This window comes from Leptothoe kymatousa TAU-MAC 1615 (assembly GCF_018739865.1).
Taxonomy (GTDB): domain Bacteria; phylum Cyanobacteriota; class Cyanobacteriia; order Phormidesmidales; family Phormidesmidaceae; genus Leptothoe; species Leptothoe kymatousa.
The window spans coordinates 121202-140228 of sequence record NZ_JADOER010000008.1; the positions used below are offsets into that span (position 1 = coordinate 121202).

Annotated in this window: 17 protein-coding genes; 12 read left to right on the forward strand and 5 right to left on the reverse strand. The window is 51.8% G+C overall.

Translation table 11 applies throughout. The features are described from left to right. The first annotated feature begins 138 nt into the window (after window positions 1-138). The 5 genes from IXB28_RS09715 to IXB28_RS09735 all read left to right on the forward strand — a co-directional run bounded on the left by IXB28_RS09715 (window position 139) and on the right by IXB28_RS09735 (window position 6506). Window positions 139-1446, forward strand: a complete 1308-nt coding sequence (locus IXB28_RS09715) for a serine hydrolase (RefSeq protein WP_215618382.1) — start codon at window positions 139-141, stop codon at window positions 1444-1446. A gap of 446 nt (window positions 1447-1892) precedes the next feature. After that, window positions 1893-3182, forward strand: coding sequence for a glucose-1-phosphate adenylyltransferase (locus IXB28_RS09720; protein WP_215618383.1), 1290 nt, complete (start codon window positions 1893-1895; stop codon window positions 3180-3182). A 195-nt stretch (window positions 3183-3377) separates the two neighbouring features. Next, complete coding sequence (locus tag IXB28_RS09725) at window positions 3378-4604, forward strand: ABC transporter permease (protein WP_215618384.1); 1227 nt, start codon at window positions 3378-3380, stop codon at window positions 4602-4604. 110 nt (window positions 4605-4714) lie between these two features. Then, window positions 4715-5431, forward strand: coding sequence for an ABC transporter ATP-binding protein (locus IXB28_RS09730; protein ID WP_215618385.1), 717 nt, complete (start codon window positions 4715-4717; stop codon window positions 5429-5431). Window positions 5432-5645: 214 nt separating this feature from the next. Then, entirely contained in the window at window positions 5646-6506 is an 861-nt protein-coding gene (locus IXB28_RS09735) for a tetratricopeptide repeat protein (RefSeq protein WP_215618386.1), read from the forward strand. Window positions 6507-6579: 73 nt separating this feature from the next. On the opposite strand, the gene IXB28_RS09740 is transcribed toward IXB28_RS09735, so the two are convergent. Beyond that, a complete protein-coding gene (locus IXB28_RS09740; protein ID WP_215618387.1) occupies window positions 6580-6957 on the reverse strand; it encodes a hypothetical protein in 378 nt (125 codons plus the stop codon). Window positions 6958-7080: 123 nt separating this feature from the next. Here IXB28_RS09740 and IXB28_RS09745 point away from each other — a divergent pair, with 123 nt between their 5' ends. Together IXB28_RS09745 and IXB28_RS09750 are read left to right on the forward strand one after the other, a co-directional pair. Further along, complete coding sequence (locus IXB28_RS09745; RefSeq protein ID WP_215618388.1) at window positions 7081-8166, forward strand: Gfo/Idh/MocA family protein; 1086 nt, start codon at window positions 7081-7083, stop codon at window positions 8164-8166. A gap of 31 nt (window positions 8167-8197) precedes the next feature. After that, on the forward strand, window positions 8198-8998 hold the full coding sequence (locus IXB28_RS09750; protein ID WP_215618389.1) for a hypothetical protein: 801 nt from the start codon (window positions 8198-8200) through the stop codon (window positions 8996-8998). Between the two features lie 21 nt (window positions 8999-9019). Here the strand turns inward: IXB28_RS09750 and IXB28_RS09755 are convergent, their stop codons facing one another. Then, the gene (locus IXB28_RS09755; RefSeq protein WP_215618390.1) at window positions 9020-9640 is read right to left on the reverse strand and encodes a CPP1-like family protein; all 621 of its coding nucleotides are present in this window, start codon (window positions 9638-9640) and stop codon (window positions 9020-9022) included. Window positions 9641-10358: 718 nt separating this feature from the next. Here IXB28_RS09755 and IXB28_RS09760 point away from each other — a divergent pair. Then, entirely contained in the window at window positions 10359-11081 is a 723-nt protein-coding gene (locus IXB28_RS09760; protein WP_215618391.1) for a response regulator transcription factor, read from the forward strand. A gap of 45 nt (window positions 11082-11126) precedes the next feature. Here the strand turns inward: IXB28_RS09760 and IXB28_RS09765 are convergent, their stop codons facing one another. Continuing rightward, window positions 11127-11459, reverse strand: a complete 333-nt coding sequence (locus tag IXB28_RS09765) for a hypothetical protein (RefSeq protein WP_215618392.1) — start codon at window positions 11457-11459, stop codon at window positions 11127-11129. 107 nt (window positions 11460-11566) lie between these two features. Further along, entirely contained in the window at window positions 11567-12892 is a 1326-nt protein-coding gene (locus IXB28_RS09770; RefSeq protein ID WP_215618393.1) for a HetZ-related protein, read from the reverse strand. 535 nt (window positions 12893-13427) lie between these two features. Here IXB28_RS09770 and larC point away from each other — a divergent pair. Then, on the forward strand, window positions 13428-14858 hold the full coding sequence (gene larC / locus IXB28_RS09775; RefSeq protein ID WP_215618394.1) for a nickel pincer cofactor biosynthesis protein LarC: 1431 nt from the start codon (window positions 13428-13430) through the stop codon (window positions 14856-14858). Here larC and IXB28_RS09780 read toward each other — a convergent pair. Beyond that, window positions 14855-16183 (reverse strand): hypothetical protein, encoded by a 1329-nt coding sequence (locus tag IXB28_RS09780; RefSeq protein ID WP_215618395.1) that lies wholly within the window; start codon window positions 16181-16183, stop codon window positions 14855-14857. The two genes, larC and IXB28_RS09780, sit on opposite strands and share 4 nt — an antisense overlap. Window positions 16184-17118: 935 nt before the next feature. Here IXB28_RS09780 and ndhL point away from each other — a divergent pair. Genes ndhL through trpA form a run of 3 tightly spaced genes read left to right on the forward strand, consistent with a single transcriptional unit; the run spans window position 17119 to window position 18516 of the window. Next, window positions 17119-17349 carry an NAD(P)H-quinone oxidoreductase subunit L gene (gene ndhL, locus IXB28_RS09785; protein ID WP_215618396.1) on the forward strand — a complete coding sequence of 77 codons (231 nt, stop codon included), beginning with the start codon at window positions 17119-17121 and terminating at the stop codon, window positions 17347-17349. 2 nt (window positions 17350-17351) lie between these two features. Further along, window positions 17352-17669, forward strand: a complete 318-nt coding sequence (locus tag IXB28_RS09790) for a DUF3007 family protein (RefSeq protein ID WP_215618397.1) — start codon at window positions 17352-17354, stop codon at window positions 17667-17669. A gap of 49 nt (window positions 17670-17718) precedes the next feature. Continuing rightward, the gene (trpA, locus tag IXB28_RS09795) at window positions 17719-18516 is read left to right on the forward strand and encodes a tryptophan synthase subunit alpha (protein WP_215618398.1); all 798 of its coding nucleotides are present in this window, start codon (window positions 17719-17721) and stop codon (window positions 18514-18516) included. Window positions 18517-19027: the final 511 nt, after the last annotated feature.

Here is a 19027-nt window from a genome sequence, read left to right on the forward strand (position 1 = left end):
CCCGCTTAGTCGCCAGCTTCTGCATACTATTGTCACATATGCCGCAGCAACGTTATTCCGGTGCATCCGCTCACTATGTTCCTTTTTCAATCCCCTGCTAAACCTATTTGGCGTCAGACCTGGTTGCGGTTTTGCGTTATGTCAGGGAGTTTGGCTGGTTTGGCTGCCCTGGTGCTGCCCCAGCTGCCAGCGTCATGGTCAAAAACTCTCAGGGCCCAGGTGGCGGCCCAGCCTACTTTAATTTCTTCGGCCCTCCCCCCGGGCTCTGATGCGGTGCCAAACGTGGTCGCTGAGCCAAGGCCAGCCCCCATTGATAGTGTGGTGCGCCCCTATTTGGCCATGAGCCAACTGAGCTACAGTTTGACCGAGCATGTATTGGCAAAGCACCAGGCGGCTGTGCGCTACAAGCAGGCGGTTGCGATCGCTCAGCAAGCCCTGAATTTGCGACAGCAGGGTAACAGTGTGGAGTTAAAACGCCAGGAAATCGCCCTCTGGCAAGATGCGGTCAGTGCCCTGGGCACTATCCCCAGCGACACCCCTGAGTATGTGCAGGCCCAGGCAAAAATCAAGGAATATAGCACCATTGCCACCGTGGTCAACCGCTACCTCGAACGGCAACAGTCTGCCTTTTTAAAGCCCATTGCCGCCGCCGGGGGCAATGGGAGCGCGGTGCGCATTGGGCTTTGCCAGCTGGGCACCACCGAATGTCGTTCTTTCCAGGGCAATGTGCCCCCGGTCAGTTTGGCCAGTTTAGTCAAGCTCCCCCTCGCCGTGGCCCTGATGCATCAGGTCACCAATGCAAAGGCCAGTCTCGATGAGCTGATCTATATTGATCCCGCCAACTTTACTGAAAATGCCCAGGGGGCCAAAATTTTTGTCGAGAAAACCTACACCCTGCGGGAGGTGATGGTGCGCATGATTACGGAGAGCAATAATATTGCCACCAATCAGCTAATCGACTACATGGGCTACGACGCCATCAATGCGGCCCTAAAAGCAGAAGGGTTTACGGGCACCAGCGTGGGGCATAAGTTGGTGGGCAGTAAAACCTTCCCTAAGACCATGGGCGCCGGCCTGAATCGCAGCACCGCTGATGAGCTCACCCAGATGATGATGCGCATCTACAGCTTTACCAAAGACAGTGATGAAGAGATTCTCAACGCGCTGGTGGGGCAGTACGATCTCGATTTTGGCTATCGGGCCTTGGTTAAGGAAAAGCCCAATATTTTTTGGATTGGGGAAAAAACGGGCCAAAATTCTCGCGTCATTGGCAGCACCGTTGCCTTTAAGGTGGGCGATGAACGCTATGTGATGACCGTCACCATTGATAAAAGTAAGAGCCAGGGGAGATTGCGGCAAATTATTCGGGATGTTGCTCGCCACGTGCTAGACCACGGTCCGCTGGATCAATCATCCACGGCTCCTAAAATCGCCCGTAATTTCTAACCCGTTTATCGTTTAGTTAAACCCGGATTAAGCATTAGCCTCCCCATCCATGGAAGCGGTCTCTATGGATTCGGTTTTGTGGGTTTAAATCCGTGGGATGATGGTCTTTTTTTTATAGATAGGAAAAGGCGTATTTATTATTAGAAATTAGTAGAAAAAACGAGTTGCCCCATGCATATGTTTGGTCTCTTATTGACGTGACACTTGCCAAAAAATATGCATGTTCTTTCTAGCAATGGTGTTCTTTTCTAAACACAGGGTTCCCTTGTAAAGGGGATTCCCATTTGCTTACCTTATATCGCCCATAGGTTATGTGCACAACCGATCCCATTCATTGAGTATTTCAGGACACAAAGCAAAAATAATTTGTTTCAACCTCTTGTCAAGGATTAGATACACCCTCAAACTAATAATGAATTAAAAAACTGCGCTAGTGAGACGATCCTGTGAAAAGAGTTCTTTCAATTATTCTCGGTGGCGGTGCCGGTACTCGCCTCTACCCTCTAACTAAGTTTCGTGCAAAGCCCGCAGTTCCCCTAGCTGGTAAATATCGATTGATTGATATTCCAGTTAGTAACTGTATTAACTCAGAAATCTTAAAAATCTACGTTCTCACGCAGTTTAATTCCGCCTCTCTCAATCGTCATATCACCCGCGCTTACAACTTTTCCCAGTTTAGCGATGGCTTTGTGGAGGTGTTAGCCGCCCAGCAAACCCCGGAGAGCCCCAGCTGGTTCCAGGGCACCGCCGACGCGGTGCGCAAGTACCTGTGGCTGTTTGAGAGCTGGGATGTGGATGAGGTGATCATCCTGTCCGGGGACCACCTATATCGCATGGACTACGGCCTATTTGTTGAGCGTCACCGCCAGACCGGGGCAGACATTACCCTGTCGGTGGTGCCCGTGGGTTACAAGGTGGCCCCAAGCTTTGGCCTGATGAAAATCGATGGGTCTGGTCGCGTCGTAGACTTCCACGAGAAACCCAAGGGTGACGATCTAGAGGCGATGAAGGTGGACACGACCACCCTGGGGCTGAGCCCCGAGCAAGCGAAGGATAATCCCTTTATTGCGTCCATGGGCATTTACGTCTTTAAAAAGCAGACGCTGATCGATCTATTGCGTCGCTCCCCCGAACAGACGGACTTTGGTAAGGAAATTATTCCTGGGTCTGCCCGTGACTACAACGTTCAGGCCTATCTATTTGATGGCTATTGGGAAGACATTGGGACCATTGAGGCGTTTTTCAATGCCAACCTAGCCCTCACCCAGCAGCCCCATCCCCCCTTTAGCTTCTACGAAGAGAACGCCCCCATCTATACCCGGGCCCGCTACTTGCCCCCCAGTAAGGTGTGGAACTCTAAAATTACTGAGTCAATTGTGGGTGATGGCTGCATTCTCAAGGAGTGCAGTATCCACCGTACGGTGATCGGTTTGCGCCAGCGCATTGGGGCCAACTGCGAAATTGAAGATGCCTTGTTAATGGGGGCGGACTACTATGAGTCGTCTTCCGAGGGGCAGCAGCACCTTACCCGTGGCAAAATTCCGGTGGGGATTGGCGAAGGTACCATTATTAAGCAGGCCATTGTGGACAAAAATGCCCGCATTGGTCGCAATGTGAAAATTGTGAATAAGGAAAATATCCAGGAAGCTGAACGGGAAGATCTAGGCTTCTACATTCGCAGCGGTATTGTTGTGGTGCTTAAGAATGCTGTAATTCCTGACGGCATGATTATTTAAGGCCTTGGGGTGGCTCCGCTCACCGGCGGTGTTGCCTAATTATTTATGTTTACGCCAAAGGGCTTCCAACATTGGAAGCCCTTTGGCGTAAATGCGGTTCCTAAAGCTTGGGTTTATTCTGGAGGTAAGGCACCGGATTGTTGTTTTTGCTCTGGGGTGGCGTTGTTTCCTGTTCCATCTCACCTCTATTGACCTATGGATTTTGGCGAAAGTTTTCAAATGGCTGTGAAAACGCTGGCTGCCAGCAAACTTCGCAGTGGACTAACCATGCTGGGCATCATCATTGGCAATGCATCGGTTATTTCCATGGTGGGTCTGGGGGAAGGGGGGCGGCTTTATATCAATCAGCAGTTGCAAAGCTTGGGACCCAATATTTTGTTTATTGTGCCGGGCAACCGAGAGACGCGACGGCTAGGGGGCTTAGAAACGTCTCGCAACCTGGTGTTAGCCGATGCCGAAGCCATTGCCCAACAGGTTCCCTCTGTGGTGGATGTGGCGGCTGAGAATACGACACCGGGGCTGATCACCTTTCTCAATCGCAATGCCAATGCCAGTGTGATTGGTACAAATCCGGCATTTATTACGGTGCGCAACTTCACCACGGACCAAGGGCGGTTCCTGGGGGATTTGGACATGCAGCGGAATAGTGCTGTGGCGGTGTTGGGCAATGCCCTGGCGGAACGATTGTTTGAGGACCAAGTGGCCCTAGGCCAGTCTATTCGCGTTAATAATGTCACCTTTGAGGTGGTGGGGGTGCTGGCGGTCCAGGGGTCAAACCTGGGGGTAAATTATGATGATGCGGTGATAATTCCCATTACGACCCAGGCGAGTCGCCTGGTGGGACGCACCTCTCCCTTTGGCATTGAGGTGAGTTTTATCTCGGCGACGGCGCGGGATTCGGAGAGTTTGCAAACGGCGGAATTTCAGGTGACCAATCTGTTGCGTTTGCGCCACGGCATTGTGGACCCGGCGGAAGATGACTTTTTTATTCAAAACCAGGATACGTTGCTGAGTATTGCCGATACGATTACGGGGGCGTTGACCCTGATGCTGGCTGCGATCGCAAGCATTTCCTTGCTAGTGGGGGGCATTGGCATCATGAACATCATGTTGGTATCGGTGCGGGAGCGGACCCAAGAAATTGGCCTGCGTAAGGCCATTGGCGCGTCCCAACAAGATATTCTCCTCCAGTTTTTAATCGAGGCCGTCATTCTCTCTGCCGCCGGTGGCGTCATCGGCACCCTTGTGGGCGTCAGCGGCATTAGTTTACTGAGTTTGCTCACCCCGTTTGAAGCCACCGCCTCCGGCGCGGCGATTGTCCTGGCGGTGGGGGTGTCGGGCAGCATTGGCTTATTCTTTGGGGTGATTCCCGCTCGCCAGGCGGCCAAGTTAGATCCCATTGTGGCCCTGAGAAGTATTTAAGATAAAACGGTGAGTGGTGAACGGTCCCGTCTGGCACCAGGCGTTGCGGCCACACTTACCCGCGCAGCGCACTCACGCCCCCCTAGCGAGCCTTGGGCTCGGAACTCCCCATGTCTGCCCTAATCACCCTGCAAAACATTGCCAAAGTCTACGGTAGCGACAATACCGAGGTAAAAGCGCTGTGGGATGTCAATCTCACCATCACCCAGGGAGACTATTGCTCCATCATGGGCCCCTCTGGGTCTGGTAAATCCACCGCCATGAATGTGATTGGCTGCCTCGATCGGCCCACCCAGGGCCAATATTTGTTTGATGGCCAGGATGTGGCCCAGCTAGATGACGATGCCCTGGCCATCATTCGTAACCGTAAAATTGGGTTTGTGTTCCAGCAATTTCATTTGTTGCCCCAGCTAAGTGCCTTAGACAATGTGGCCCTACCCATGGTTTACGGTGGTGTGCCCCCGGCAGAGCGCCGCCAGCGAGCGGCCGAGGCCTTGCAGCGGGTGGGGTTAGCCAATCGCCTGACCAATAAACCCAGCCAGCTATCGGGGGGGCAGCAACAGCGGGTGGCCATTGCCCGTGCCATTGTCAATCGTCCCCTCTTGTTGCTGGCGGATGAACCCACCGGGGCATTGGATACCACCACCACCGAAGAAGTGATGGCGATTTTTGCAGAGCTAAATCAGGGCGGCATCACCGTGGTGATGGTGACCCACGAACCCGCTGTGGCCCGGTTAACCCAACGGGTGGTGTGGTTTCGCGATGGCCAGGTGATCCATACCCACATGGATCCCGAAGAGATTAGCTACGGCACGTTGGTGGGCTAGGCCCCGTTGAGAATTTGTGAGAATTTGGTGAAACCTTGACATGGGTTTCACCCCGGCTTCAGTAAAATTACCGGATTTAGATGGTAGGCTAGGACCCATTGCTTTATGTAAATTTCATTAAGAATATTTGAAATTACATAGGGCTCGATTAAGACCGTCTACTATGTGGCGATTTCATTCGCTGGAGCAATTACTCATTTAGGGGAAGTGTCCAATGAACCTAGGTCATCGCTACGGAGTATCACTGTTGTTGGCGTTGAGTCTGGCTGCGTCTAAGCCCGCCTTTGCCCAGGGGAACCGCAATGCAGAGGCCGCCGTGGAACAAGGGGTGATCCATGTGCAGCAAGGGCAGTTAGATGCTGCGATCGCATCTTTTCAAAGCGCCATTGCCCTAGATCCCACCCTGTCGATCGCCCACTACAACCTGGGGTTAGCCTATCGCGAACAGCGCCAGATGCAGTCGGCAGCGGATGCCTTTTGGCAAGCCACCCAGGCCGATCCAAACTTCACCATGGCCTATGTAAATCTAGGGGCTGCCCTATTGGATGGCGGCAATGTTACCCAGGCCGAAAGCTATCTCCAAAGGGCTGTTTCCCTGGAACCGCAGCTGGGGTTGGCCCACTACAACCTGGGCCTGGTCCAGCGCCGTCAAAGTAAGCTGGTGGAAGCCCTAGAGTCCTTCAAGTCAGCGGCTGAATATAGCCCCCAGGCACCGGAAGTACACTATCAAATTGGTTTACTCTACATCCAAGATAGCCAGTTGGAGGGTGCTATCCAAGCCCTAGAAACAGCCGTCAGTATCGATAACAACTACCCAGAAGCCTACTACAGCCTGGGCATTGCCTACCTGGGGAAAGGCTCGCCAGAAACCGCCTTGGGCCATTTTGACCGCTCAATTGCCCTGTTCCCCACCTTTGGCCACGCCTACTATTCCAAAGGCGTTGCCCTGGTTCAGCTGGGGCGTACCGACGAGGCAGAACAGGTGCTACAACAGGCCCTAAATCTGTACATCAACCAAGGACGGGGGGAATGGGTTGCCAATACCCAAGCCCAGTTAGATGGCCTGCGGCCATAGGTGCGGCCGGCCGGTTTAAGCATTAAGAAGGGTGCGGTGAAACACCGCACCCTTTTTTTATATTGGGCTCGTTTTACTGAAAGAAATCTAGTTCAAAGGCTCTGGGTTGGCCACTTTCCAAAAGGGCGAGATTACTTTTTAGCTGTCGCCACACTAGACCCGCACTCAGAAACGTCAGGGGCGCCGCTGTTGCATAGGAGAGCCAGGTAGGCGTACCAAAACATCCTAGACCGGAGGCTAGAAAAATAGCCGTGCCAGCGCAGATACCCATGAATGGCAGCTGAATATTAATCCCCCCCAGCTTTTTCACCACTGCCGTCGAGCGAGTTTTGCGCCATGCCGCCACAATATCTTTGAGCACAGCACTAAAGGCGGCCCCTGAGGTCACTGCAATCAATAGTCCAGCCACCATAAAAAAGTAGGGAGGCGTAAAAAAGTAGTAATAGTTCATGGCTGGGGGATAGGAAGCTTGTAACGTTCTGTTAATTGCCCCATTATACGTGCCGCTAGCGCTGTGTCCCTCTTCTCGCTAGTCTAGTTACTCGAGAGTTTTGCCGTTTAGTTTGGGTGTGCCATGAGCCAAGGGTCCATTGGTGTTGCTGTTGTGGGTACAGGGTTTGGCCAGAAGATCCACATTCCGGGTTTGCAGGCCCACCATCGCACCGATGTGGTGGCGGTGTACCATCGCGATTTATCGAAGGCCCAAGCCATTGCGGCGAGCCATGGCATTCCCCATGCCTGCGACACCATCGAAGCTATTGTGGCCCTACCCCAGGTGCAGGCGGTCAGTGTTGCCACCCCGCCGTTTGCCCACTACGCGATGGCCAAGGTTATTTTGCAGGCGGGCAAACATCTGCTATTAGAAAAACCAACCACCCTCAATGTGCAAGAAGCGGAAACGCTCCAACAGCTGGCCCAACAAAACTCCGTAGCCGCTGTGATGGACTTTGAGTTTCGCTTTATTCCTGCCTGGCAGCGGCTGGCGGAACTGATGCAAGCCGACTACGTTGGCCAAAAACGCCTGATTAAAATTGATTGGATTGCCGGTAGCCGCGCGAATCCGCAACGGGCTTGGAACTGGTATGCCCGCAAGGATCAAGGCGGCGGTGCCCTGGGGTCCATTGGCTCCCACATGTTCGACTATGTGAGCTGGCTATTTGGTCCGGTGAAGCGGCTATCGGCCAACCTCAGCACCACCATCACCCAGCGCCCCGATCCGATCTCCGGTGAGTATAAACCCGTGGATTCTGACGATACTTGCAGCATTTCGTTGGAGCTGGTGGATGGCACCCCTGTGCAAGTGACCCTGAGTGCCGTGGCGTTGGCGGGGCGCGGCCACTGGGTTGAGGTATATGGCGAGCAGGGCACCCTGGTGCTGGGTAATGCTAACCAAAAGGACTATATCCATGGCTTTACCCTGTGCGGTAGCCAGGCCGGTGCCCCGCTGGAACCGTTGGAAATTCCAGAACGGCTGGCCTTTCCCACCCTCTATGACGATGGCCGGTTAGCCCCCTTTATTCGGGTGGTCGACCATTGGGTAGCCTGTATTGAACAACAGCAGTCCCTAGCCCCATCGTTAGCGGAAGGGGTATATTCTCAACTGTTGATGGATTTGACCCATCAAGCCAATGTTCAACAAAATTGGGTGCCTGTTCCCTGAGGGGGAATGAGGATTTAGGGGCTCCGTAGCTATGTCGTCGCAAAAGTTTTCCATTCGTGCTTTGCAAACGGTGAGGCGTTCTCTGCAGCGGCAGCTGGTTTTGCCTGCCTGTGAGCACACCCCCAATGCTGAATCTGCGGGCGATATCCCGGAGCCAGATTCATTGGCGAGTCTGAGTACCTTATTTCGGAAGGGAGGGTTTGCCCATTCGGAAGGGTCTACCCCGAATACCAATGGCCGTTGGTTTATTAGTACGGTGGATGCCAGCGCCGCGCTTAAGCCTTTGCCAGGCATTGCCCTAAAACCTAACTATTGCCTGGTGACCTATCTGTATCGCATCCGCAGGGCCAATGAAAACCATGGGGGGGCGGTCACCTGGGCGATGGCCAATAGATTAAGCACCACCTCCCACCTGGAAGCGGCCTTGGAAGCGGCGGGTGATTATAATACGCCCCCCTACCCCGAGGGGGCGTTATCCAATTACATGACGGCGATTACCGGCGATTTAACGTCGGGTTCGTTTGCGATCGCATCTGTACTTCAGCGAGAACTGCAAGAGTTTGGGCGCTGCGGCAAGTTTTACCGCTGGCACCACCACCGCTTAATTGGGGCTATCCCTAGTAAACGCCAGTGGAAATGGCGCATGGAGCAGCCAAAAAGCCTACTGCCTACGGTACATAAGCTGCCCAATGGCAAAAGAACCGTCGAATTTTATACCTGTAAAGTTGCCCCGCCTATCGGCATCTTTCACCATGTGGATCGCTACGGTGGCAATGGCTATGTGGCTAAGGCCACCAATCATCCGGTCGCCGCTTGCGTCGGCAAAGCCTAAACCGGCATCCGCGATCGCTAGCTAACGCAAAAAGCTGCTCACAAACCACAGCAGAATCATGGTGATAATCCCCACCACCGCATTGATTCGTTCCGCCGATAGCTCAAGGCTGGGTTGACCCACCAAATTAATAAACGCAAGGCCTAGTAGAACCCCGACAAACAAACCGCCGGTGGCAAACCCCAAAGACCGCCAAAACTTACGCTCTTTGCGATTGATAAAGTAAATGGTTGCGGCTACGGCAAACCCTAGGGCCGTTGCTGCGCTATTGGCCGCAAACCAAGCCAGAGCCGACAGCGCTAAAAACACCACAGATGGCCATAAAATATCGTCCCGACTGGGGGTATCTAGCCAGTCTTGGAGCCAGTTTGGCGTTTGGGGCGTGGGCAAAGAAACCCGAGGGGTAGAGGCCGACGATTCTGCGGATTTTTCAGCGAAACGAATTCGATCCGGCACTTTTATTTTGCCTTCCTGGCGCATCCGTAGCCGCTCCATCAGGATGGCGTCATAGGCCGCTTCAATGGCCTCCTTTTGCTTTGGATCATCCTGACATTCATCTATAAGGCGCTTGCGAGCCACCTGCACCTCTTCGAAAGACGATGACTCATCCAATCCCAACGTTTTATAGTTGCTTTCATTCATGTCAACACCTGGTACGTATGGTGGCTATTACGATGGTTTTACAGTGGTGATACAACGTACACCAAAAAAAGTACACCAAAAAAAGAATAGTTCGGCGCGTATCAAGAGACACCATTGCCCATGATACCTATCAGTCTAACTATCCTGGCAAAAAAATAGTCAGTGTGACGGAAATGTCAGATAACTTTTTAGAAGTTTCGTTGTCTACTATAACGTCACCCTGCTGCCGTCCTTATAATGGCTGGAATCATAACAATTGACTACAATTGCAGGGCGTTGCACCCCATGATTTAGTCAAAAATACAGGTAGGTCGCTTAACCTGTCTTCTTTGTCCACCGTATATCTACTATCAGTAAATATACGACGGCCCTATGGGGCTATGCTGGATTGGTTTTAGTCCCATACAACTGAACCCAGATCGTTAGGATGAAATAGTCGCGGTTGGCCCACTCTATTTAACAAAATTTTTTGATAAGGTGTGGAAGCCCTGTAAAACTTCTCTGAAGTTATTGAAAACTTGTGAAATAGGACTTTAGACGTGCCTTTTCGGGCAATCTAACCGCAGTAAGATTTATGTCGTTGTTAATCTATAGAAATAAACAATTTAAGATAGGGACCTTTGTCCGCAAATCTGAGGATTGATTTTTTAGAGATTATCAACGCTAAGTTTATTTTTACGTTTTTTACCTAGACTCGTATTTTTTTGGTGTAAGGATTATGACCACGGCCTCTGCCAAAATTTTAGTTGTAGACGATGACCCAGCCATCCGCAACCTGATCCATCGCTTTTTAGCTAAGCAGACCTACGAAATGGAATCTGCGGAGGATGGGAAACACGCTCTGGCCGTGTTTGAACAGTTCAACCCAGACCTAGTGATTCTTGATGTTAACCTGCCCGATGCCAATGGGTATGACCTGTGCAAAGAGATGCAATCTCGCACGGGTGTATTTGTATTGATGCTGACCAGCCGTACCGATGAATCGGATAAGATTCACGGCTTTAACCAGGGTGCGGATGACTATATTACTAAGCCCTTTAGCCTCGGTGAACTAGAGGTGCGGGTGGGGGCTATTCTCAAGCGTCAGCGTCCGGTAACGGCGGCAGAACAGCAGTGTCTAACCTTTAATTCCCTGGCGATTGACCCCATCCGGCGGGAAGTCACCCTGGAAAGTGAGCTGGTGCCTCTGACGGCCTTAGAATTTGACCTGTTACATTTCTTGGCCAGTCATCCAGGTCGTGTTTGGCGACGCACCGAGTTAATTCAAAAGGTGTGGGATTACGAATATGTTGGCGATCAGCGGGTTGTCGATGTCCACATCGGCCAAATTCGTAAAAAAATTGAGATTGATACCAATCAGCCCACATTAATTCAGACCGTGCGCGGTGTTGGTTATAAGTTTGAACCCCCGTCCACCGCTGTCGAAGCCGTAGAAGGATAAACAGTTGGGCCGTTAAACCACCCGACCGGGGGTTAGCTGAGCTATTTAATTGGGGCTATGGAACTGGGTTCTGTGGCCCCAATTGCTATGGGGAGACGGCGGTCGGTCCTGGTCAGCGGCGATGGCAGGGCCGATTTGGCGACGGTTTTTAATGCCAAATGCGCCTGCCGTACACCCTGGTGCCAAATCGGCAATCCTGTCGGGGCAACCTCTTGTGGATGCCTGCCTATGGAGAGGCGTGGGTCGTGGTGGGGCCTTGGGCCTTTGTGGGGTATGGGGGGGTGCCGCGTAATCCCTCATCGAGCCTAATATTTCGTCTTCACAGACCCCTAGGGCTGTGGGGGCACTCCCTTGGGGATGCCCTGTGATACTGAGCACTATCAGTCAAAATTTGGCCTAGCCCATGGCACCCAGCCATAAAAAAAGCCTCCGCATTGCGGAGGCCTTGGACGTGCACTCAAGGAAATAATTGGTAATGGGCAGATTTAGCTTTCTGCTTTTGGCTTTGCTTTAGCCGTTACCTTGCCTGAGCGATTGGTATTGCGTAGTTTCCAGGCGCTGGATACTACTTGGCTCCAACGGCGCTGTACCCGTTTGGGGGTCCATCCCAGCTGCTGAGCGATGTCTGCATCGGAGGGAATGGCGCGTTTGGGGTCCTGCATTTGCTGTTGTTTTAAGGCCAGTAGATGCTTTTGTTCATCGGTAAGTTTCTCCATGAACATGGTCCACTCTTTGGGGGACAGGCCTAGATTTTTGTCTAGGTCTGCGCCTAACCATTGGTGTACCAATTCCCAGTTGTGGGACTGGGCAAACTTTTCTACGTGGTACTTAAATCGCTGTTGCAGGTAGTCGCGCTGTCGGGGGGTGAGACCAAGCACTTCGTCAATTTCGGAAGCGGCCATATCCTGCAAACGCAAGGCTAAATAGTCGATGCAGGCATGTTGGTCTTGGTCTTCGAGATATTCCACCAGCTCACGGATAATGCGATCGCGCAATACCGCTTCTGCTGGGTCGGTGACATCGGCCACCATCTGTTCCCGAATTTGCTGGAGGGCAGAGGACCGAGAATCGGCATCATCACTTTTCGGTGAGTCAACGGCCATCTCGATATCTACACAGGTTTCAGCGGGCAGACGCTTGGCAAAGCTTTGGGCTCTTAGCACCAGTAGCTGCTGGTTGTAGCAACCGGGCAAGGATATCCGACGCTTGGCGTACTGCTCAGAAAAGGCCATATATTCTGCCAGTTCCAACCGGGTTCTGGGGGTGTAGTCCGCCTCCAGATGGTTTTCGCGGCGAAATGCCTTGAGTACTTCAATGTAGAAGCCTTGGAGAAAGTCTTCTAGCAGGTTGCAGCGACCCTGGAAACCCAGCTGGGTTTTGGCGGGCGCTATGTAGCGGTAAGCGATCGCACTCAGGCGGCTTTGGAGTTCCACTCTGCCCTGGCGAGAACCGAGGCGGTAGTATTCCAAATATTTCTGAATCCGATTTTCCGCTAGGGAGTGCTGCCAGGCATTGACTTCACCAGAAGCCTGAATCCGGTCGCTTTTCCGACAGATTCTTGCCACTTCAATGGCTAGGCGGTTAGCAACCGCATGGACGGTGCGGTTGCTGCCGTTGACCTGCTCTTGAAGCATGGTTACCAAGAAACCAACCAGGGCCTGATCAACAGGACACAGTTCGCCTTCATGGGGGGTGGCAGTTTTGTTCTCAGGGGGCTTAGGAGAATCGCCCGCAGTTGGATGGAGAACGACGTTATTAGTTGAATTACGAGTAGTTAGGTTTAATACTGTAGCGGTAGATTGAGCTTTCATAGTTCCCTTAGTGATGCACGCCCCGTCTAATCGAGGAGCTGTTCAGTTGGCAGTTGGAGCTGTAGGCCTGTCCTTAGTGGACAGTTTCACTGTAAAGGGACTCAATCTGGAATCTAAATACCAGTGTGTCACTATCCAAACCAAATGGACGTAGAGTCTGTTGAAAGACCGGATGCTGCTCGAAAATATAGGGCATCAATAACTCTAAAATACTTGCTGTGTGGTCGTTTGGCAGATGACTCAAATAAAGGGGTAGACACTTGAATCTGTTTAAAGTTGACGTCCTTGACTGTGACAGTTGAGTAGATAGTCTATCTTTTAAGTCTATTTTTATCAGTGTGACAGTTGCAGCAAAATCGATGAATCTCGACGTATCAACAACTATTGATGAGCTGATGGTTAATCTAATAATTCCCTGACGTATTCCACTATTTAATAGCTACGTAAATACGGCAGCCTGTCCGGTGGTTTTACGGCAGACCAGGATGAAGAGTATGTAGAGAAAAATTGCGCTCAGGTGAGAATCTATAAAGCTATGGAAAAGATTGCGTATTTTGATTGCTCAACCGGTATTGCTGGCAATATGTGTCTCGGTGCAATCTTGTCGGCGGGAATGCCACTAAAGGAGTTACTGGCCCAGCTCAAGGGACTCGGTTTAGAGGATGAGTATGAGTTTACAGTTGCTCACGTTAAGCGTCAGGAACAAGCGGCAACTTCAGTCACGATTAAGCTGGGGCATGCCCATGGCCATCGCCATTTGCCGGATATTGAAGCGCTGATTCAACGGGCGAATTTGCCGGATCGGGTGGTGCAGTGGAGTTTGGCTATTTTTCGTGAGCTGGCCGCCGCCGAAGCTGCGGTCCATGGCATTCCAGCGGAGCAGGTGCACTTTCACGAAGTGGGGGCCACCGATGCCCTAATCGATGTGGTGGGTACCTGTTTGGGGCTGCATTGGTTGGGGGTGGATCGCATGGTGTGTTCGCCGCTGCCGGTGGGCGGCGGGACTGTTAAGGCGGCCCATGGGCGTTTGCCTGTCCCGGCACCGGCGGTGTTAGAGCTATTTCGCCGCGCCCAGGTACCTATATATAGCAATGGAATTAATCGGGAATTGGTGACGCCGACGGGGGCTGCGATCGCCACTAGCCTGTGTGAGTCCTTTGGTCCTCCACCGGCTATGGTTCTGCAACAGGTGGGGCTAGGTGCCGGCAGCCACGATTTGCCCATGCCCAATATTTTGCGGCTATGGATTGGTACCGATGCTGCCGCCATCGCCGATCGTTCAAGCAGTGTCCATAATCACCGGGCTGGCCACTCCCCTGGCCACAGCCATTCCGATGGCCACAGCCATTCCGATGGCCACAGCCATTCCGATGGCCACAGCCATTCCGATGGCCACAGCCACGATCATCACCATGACCCGGCTGGCAACACACCTGAGCCGCAACCCGGCTACACAGAATCTGTGGTGGAGCTTCAAACCCAGCTGGACGATCTCACGCCCCAGGCCATTGGCTATCTCTATGACGTTTTATTTCAAGCTGGGGCTTTGGACGTGTTTACCCAAGCCATTGGCATGAAAAAAAATCGCCCAGGCATTCTGCTAACGGTGGTGTGCACCCAGGCCAATCAAGCGGCCTGCCAATCCCGTCTCTTTGCTGAAACCACGACCCTGGGGGTGCGTTGTACCCTGCAGCAGCGCCGTACCCTCTATCGCACATGGCGTTCGGTCAATACCGTGTATGGGGCGGTAGACATTAAAGCCGGGTTGGCCACGCCCCAGGGCCCGGCCCTAAATCTGCAGCCCGAATACGAAACCTGTGCCCAACTGGCCCGTGATCAAGGGGTGGGTTGGAAGCGGGTGCAGTGGGCGGCCATTGCAGCCGCTCAGGCCCTTTACACCCAGCAAGATTGGCCATTGCAGCCGCCAGAACCCCAAGGGACCAAGCCATCGGCTCCTGGGGGTTAACTATGGTCAGGATGCTGAATCGGAGCCCACTGTAGCTCCTGCATTATTTGTGAAAAGATACGATACTCATCCAATGACGCCGTCTCTGCATTATTGGCGGCGGCATGCTGAATATGAACCAAGTTGTACTGCACATCGCTGCCGCAGATAGCTAAAGTAACGCTGTAAATTTCTAGGAAGTGAATAATCCATTGACACTCTTCCCGTGGGAACTGCTCGTAGTAGCGAATTAAATCGGCGATGCGAGCATCCAGGTATGGGTGAGAATTGGGCGAAATCAGAATTAATTTCAGCAGGACAATGGCCAGCGTGAGCGGACGACCATTGGTTAATAACAGCGTGAATAATGAAGAGGGGGTTTCCGCATCTTCCGTCATGAGGCAATCAATCACCCGATTGTTGGTCAGCAACGCCAGGGATGCATCCAGGGGCTTTTGGTCGGACTGGGTGTACAGACTATTTAATTTATTGCCCAGCCTGGTTTCAAGGGTGACTACAAAATCGGTTTTAGTTGCCGAAAACAGCAGGTACTCCATCAGACTAGTTTTGTAGCTGCCATAGGTCAGATCTTGGGTTTGCTCATGGAAAATGCGGGCCAAATTGCGATGGCTAAACATGCCCCGCTTGGCAACCAGGGCCTTAATAACGCGTAGGGCGCTATCGCCCAGCATGGTTGGATTAATCCGCCGATTGGTTTGCACCGGAGCCTTCTGGAAATGGGCCGTATACATGGCCAAGTCGAACTTAAACTTGTCCCGTAGCCGTTGTGACATCACCCTAGCCGCTTCCCGCTGTTCGAGGGGATTGCTGGTATTGATATATTGAGGCGCTAGCAAGTAGGCCGTATACCGTTGCGACCAATGGCGCTCTTCGTTGTTGAATCGATTTTGGACAAATAGGGTTAAGTCTTGAAAGTCGCTGCTGCCGATAAAAGCCCGTAACCACTGGCGCAATCGCTTAATCGATGGCGAAACCGACATCCTCTGAATGGCGGGATCCGCAAACAGCTGAATCAGGTTACGAATCGCTCCATACTCCCGCGCCACTTCCCAGTTATTAATGAGAATGTAGCAAGAACGCTTCAGGGTGTGGTGGAATTCCTCTGAATTATTGGCAAATAAAATTGTGTGGAGAGCGGGGGCCGTGCTGCTGCTGACGGTTTCAGTGTGTTGCAAGAAAAGGGCCTTAAACTCGCCCAGCACATCCTCCGCATGCCAAGTTTTGACGATATCCAGCAGAAAATCATAGATCGTCTGTTGAGCCTGCTGTATGTCTAGATAACGACGTCTGGGGTTAAACGAATCAGAAACTCTATTAACAACCATGCAACTTACTGGTGTATGAGGCCATTTGCCCTGCTAGCAATGGCACCTAAATAGAGGCGGAAATCTAAAACTAAGCTTATGTCTAAACACTCACTTTGTAATAATAAGTCCCCTATCTTGGAAAATATATTTAGTTAGCGGCAGGTCCATAGAAATACGGCTTTCCTGCCCATAGTGAATTTTCAGAAATAAACATGTTGCATATAGGGCCTTCTCAAGCGGCCAGATATGAACATAAATGTCTGTAGCGCGATCAAGAACTCTGGATAAATGGCCAGGTGCTGTATGAAACAACAGACAAACTATACCTAGTTTAACCAGATGATTGACCAAAAAAAGAATTAAGAATGGGGGCGGAGGGACTTGAACCCTCACGACCGTTTAAGGTCAGCGGATTTTCACCCTCCCACAGCTTTCGCTGTTGCCACGCTCAGCGGGCTTTGAGGATTGGACCCTCCCTTTACCCTCGACTTTACGTTAGGGTAGCTCCCGTCGGGCCTCTGCACCTTCCGCCTGGGCTTACTAGCGTTCAAGCGGCTTGGCTCAGGATTGCCTTATCTATATAGACTTAGGTTTCCCTGAGTTTGAGAGCTTACACTTAGCAGATTTCTCCACTAAGGCTCAGTTTTCTAAGTCCGCAGCGTCTACCATTCCGCCACGCCCCCTTAGTTAGAGCTATTGAATAGTAGCAGTAAATGACGTAATTGCTCACAAATGCTACAAATTCAAAACTCCTGTTTAATTCCACCACCAACTGGTATTCCGCGCAACCCTCTGAATACCATGCGTCTGTTCGATTATCTAGGCGACGTTCGGGCCGCTAGATGCATCCCGCCGGAGTCGTAATCGACGTGGGCTGAGCGAGCTATGCATCCGTCGATTGCTATATGATGACTAACGGTATGTGTGAAATATGTCCACAACGCTGAGGGGCTATGGATAACCTTGATATTTCTCTTTTAATGACGCTGGCTACCTATGGGGGCTTGGCCGGCCTCTATTTGTTAGTGGTGCCGGCGGTGCTGCTGTTTTATCTAAAGCAGCGGTGGAACGTGGCCACATCCATAGAACGTTTGCTGATTTATTCCTTGGTGTTTGTCTTTTTCCCCGGCATGTTGCTGCTGTCGCCGTTTCTTAACTTCCGCCCCCAACGTCGTGAGATTTAGCTATGCGTCGGATTGATGTAATTGGCATTGGTCTGGGTGTTTTTCTAGCGGGAGGGGGTCTGTATTTAGCCCTGTCTTTGGCGGGCTTGGACGGTCTTTCGGCGGGCATTTGGAGCCAGGTAATTTTTGTGGGTGGTTTGCTGGGTTGGGTGTCCACCTATCTAACCCGGGTGTTTTCTAAGCAGATGACCTACAACCAGCAGCTTAAGGATTATGAGGATGCTGTCTTGCAGAAGCGCTTGGACGAAATGTCCGATGAAGAGCTCGCTCAGCTACAGGCGGAGCTAGATGCTGAGAAAAAGTCCCAATCGTCGTCCTAATTTCTCATTTTGCTCACAGCGCTATAGATAATTTTTGAATACATCAACTATGGGTAAATCGGTTTCAGCTCAATTTGAGGCATTGCGCGAACAGCAAAACTGCGCACTTATTCCATTTATTACGGCTGGCGATCCTGATTTAGCCGCTACTGCTGATGCTTTGCGGGCGCTAGATCGAGCTGGGGCAAGTTTGATTGAGTTGGGGGTGCCCTATTCCGATCCGTTGGCGGATGGTCCGGTGATTCAGGCGGCGGCGACTCGAGCCTTAGAGCATGGGGTCACGTTGGATGCGGTGCTGCAGCTGGTGGCAGAGGTGTCTCCGGAGCTGTCTGCCCCCATTATATTGTTTACGTACTACAATCCCATCCTCAATCGGGGCATTGAAACGTTTTTGCGGGATATTTACCGGGCGGGGGCCCGGGGGTTGGTGGTGCCTGATTTGCCCCTAGAAGAGATGGATGTGTTGCTGAAACCGGCCCAGGAAATTGGCATTGAAGTGACGCTGTTGGTGGCACCCACCACGCCCAAGGAACGTATTGTTGCGATCGCACAGCAATGCCAAGGCTTTATCTACCTGGTGAGTGTGACTGGCGTAACCGGCATGCGCACCCAAATTGAAAACCGTGTGCAGGATCTATTGAAAGATTTGCGGACGGTTACGGATAAGCCAATTGGCGTAGGTTTTGGTGTGTCATCGCCAGAGCAAGCGGCCCAGCTCAAAGATTGGGGCGCGGACGGCGTGATTGTTGGCAGTGCTTTTGTCAAACGCCTGGCGGGTTCTGGTGGGGCGAACGGTGTGGCGGAAGTTGAGAGCTTTTGTCAACAGTTGAAAACAGCCCTGAGTTAGCCCTGGACTTCGGCTTAGCAAACCCCCTGGATCGATTACAGATTCAGGGGGTTTGTTTTGGCCAAAAATACGGCTGGCAGCCCGTGGTGTGAAGGAGATCTGAGGCTTGATGCCTAAAATCTTCTTAAGATCTGTTGGTTGTTTATCAGTTTTGTGGAACAAATTTGACAACTTTTCTTGATGCCGCTCCCCGAGGGACTCTCAGCAGACGAGGTTCGATGTTAAGGAGTGATGACAAATATGTCGGAGCGTAAAGTTAAACGATTCTTCATGCTTATTTAAGTGATCTTCAATGAAGTTGCAGATCTGCCTTAAATCAGTACATGAGAGCAGCGATCCCAACGAAATACTTAGGTGAAATCACTAGAATTTAGAGATTTTTTTTGGATTTTTCATCAAGTCTTCCTGATGGCGATTACCTCCGTAGGACCCCCTAGAGTTTTCTAAGCGTTTTGAGGTATTGCGCTCCTTCGAATCGGAGTGTAATAATCCTTGACCAGAGAGAGGAATA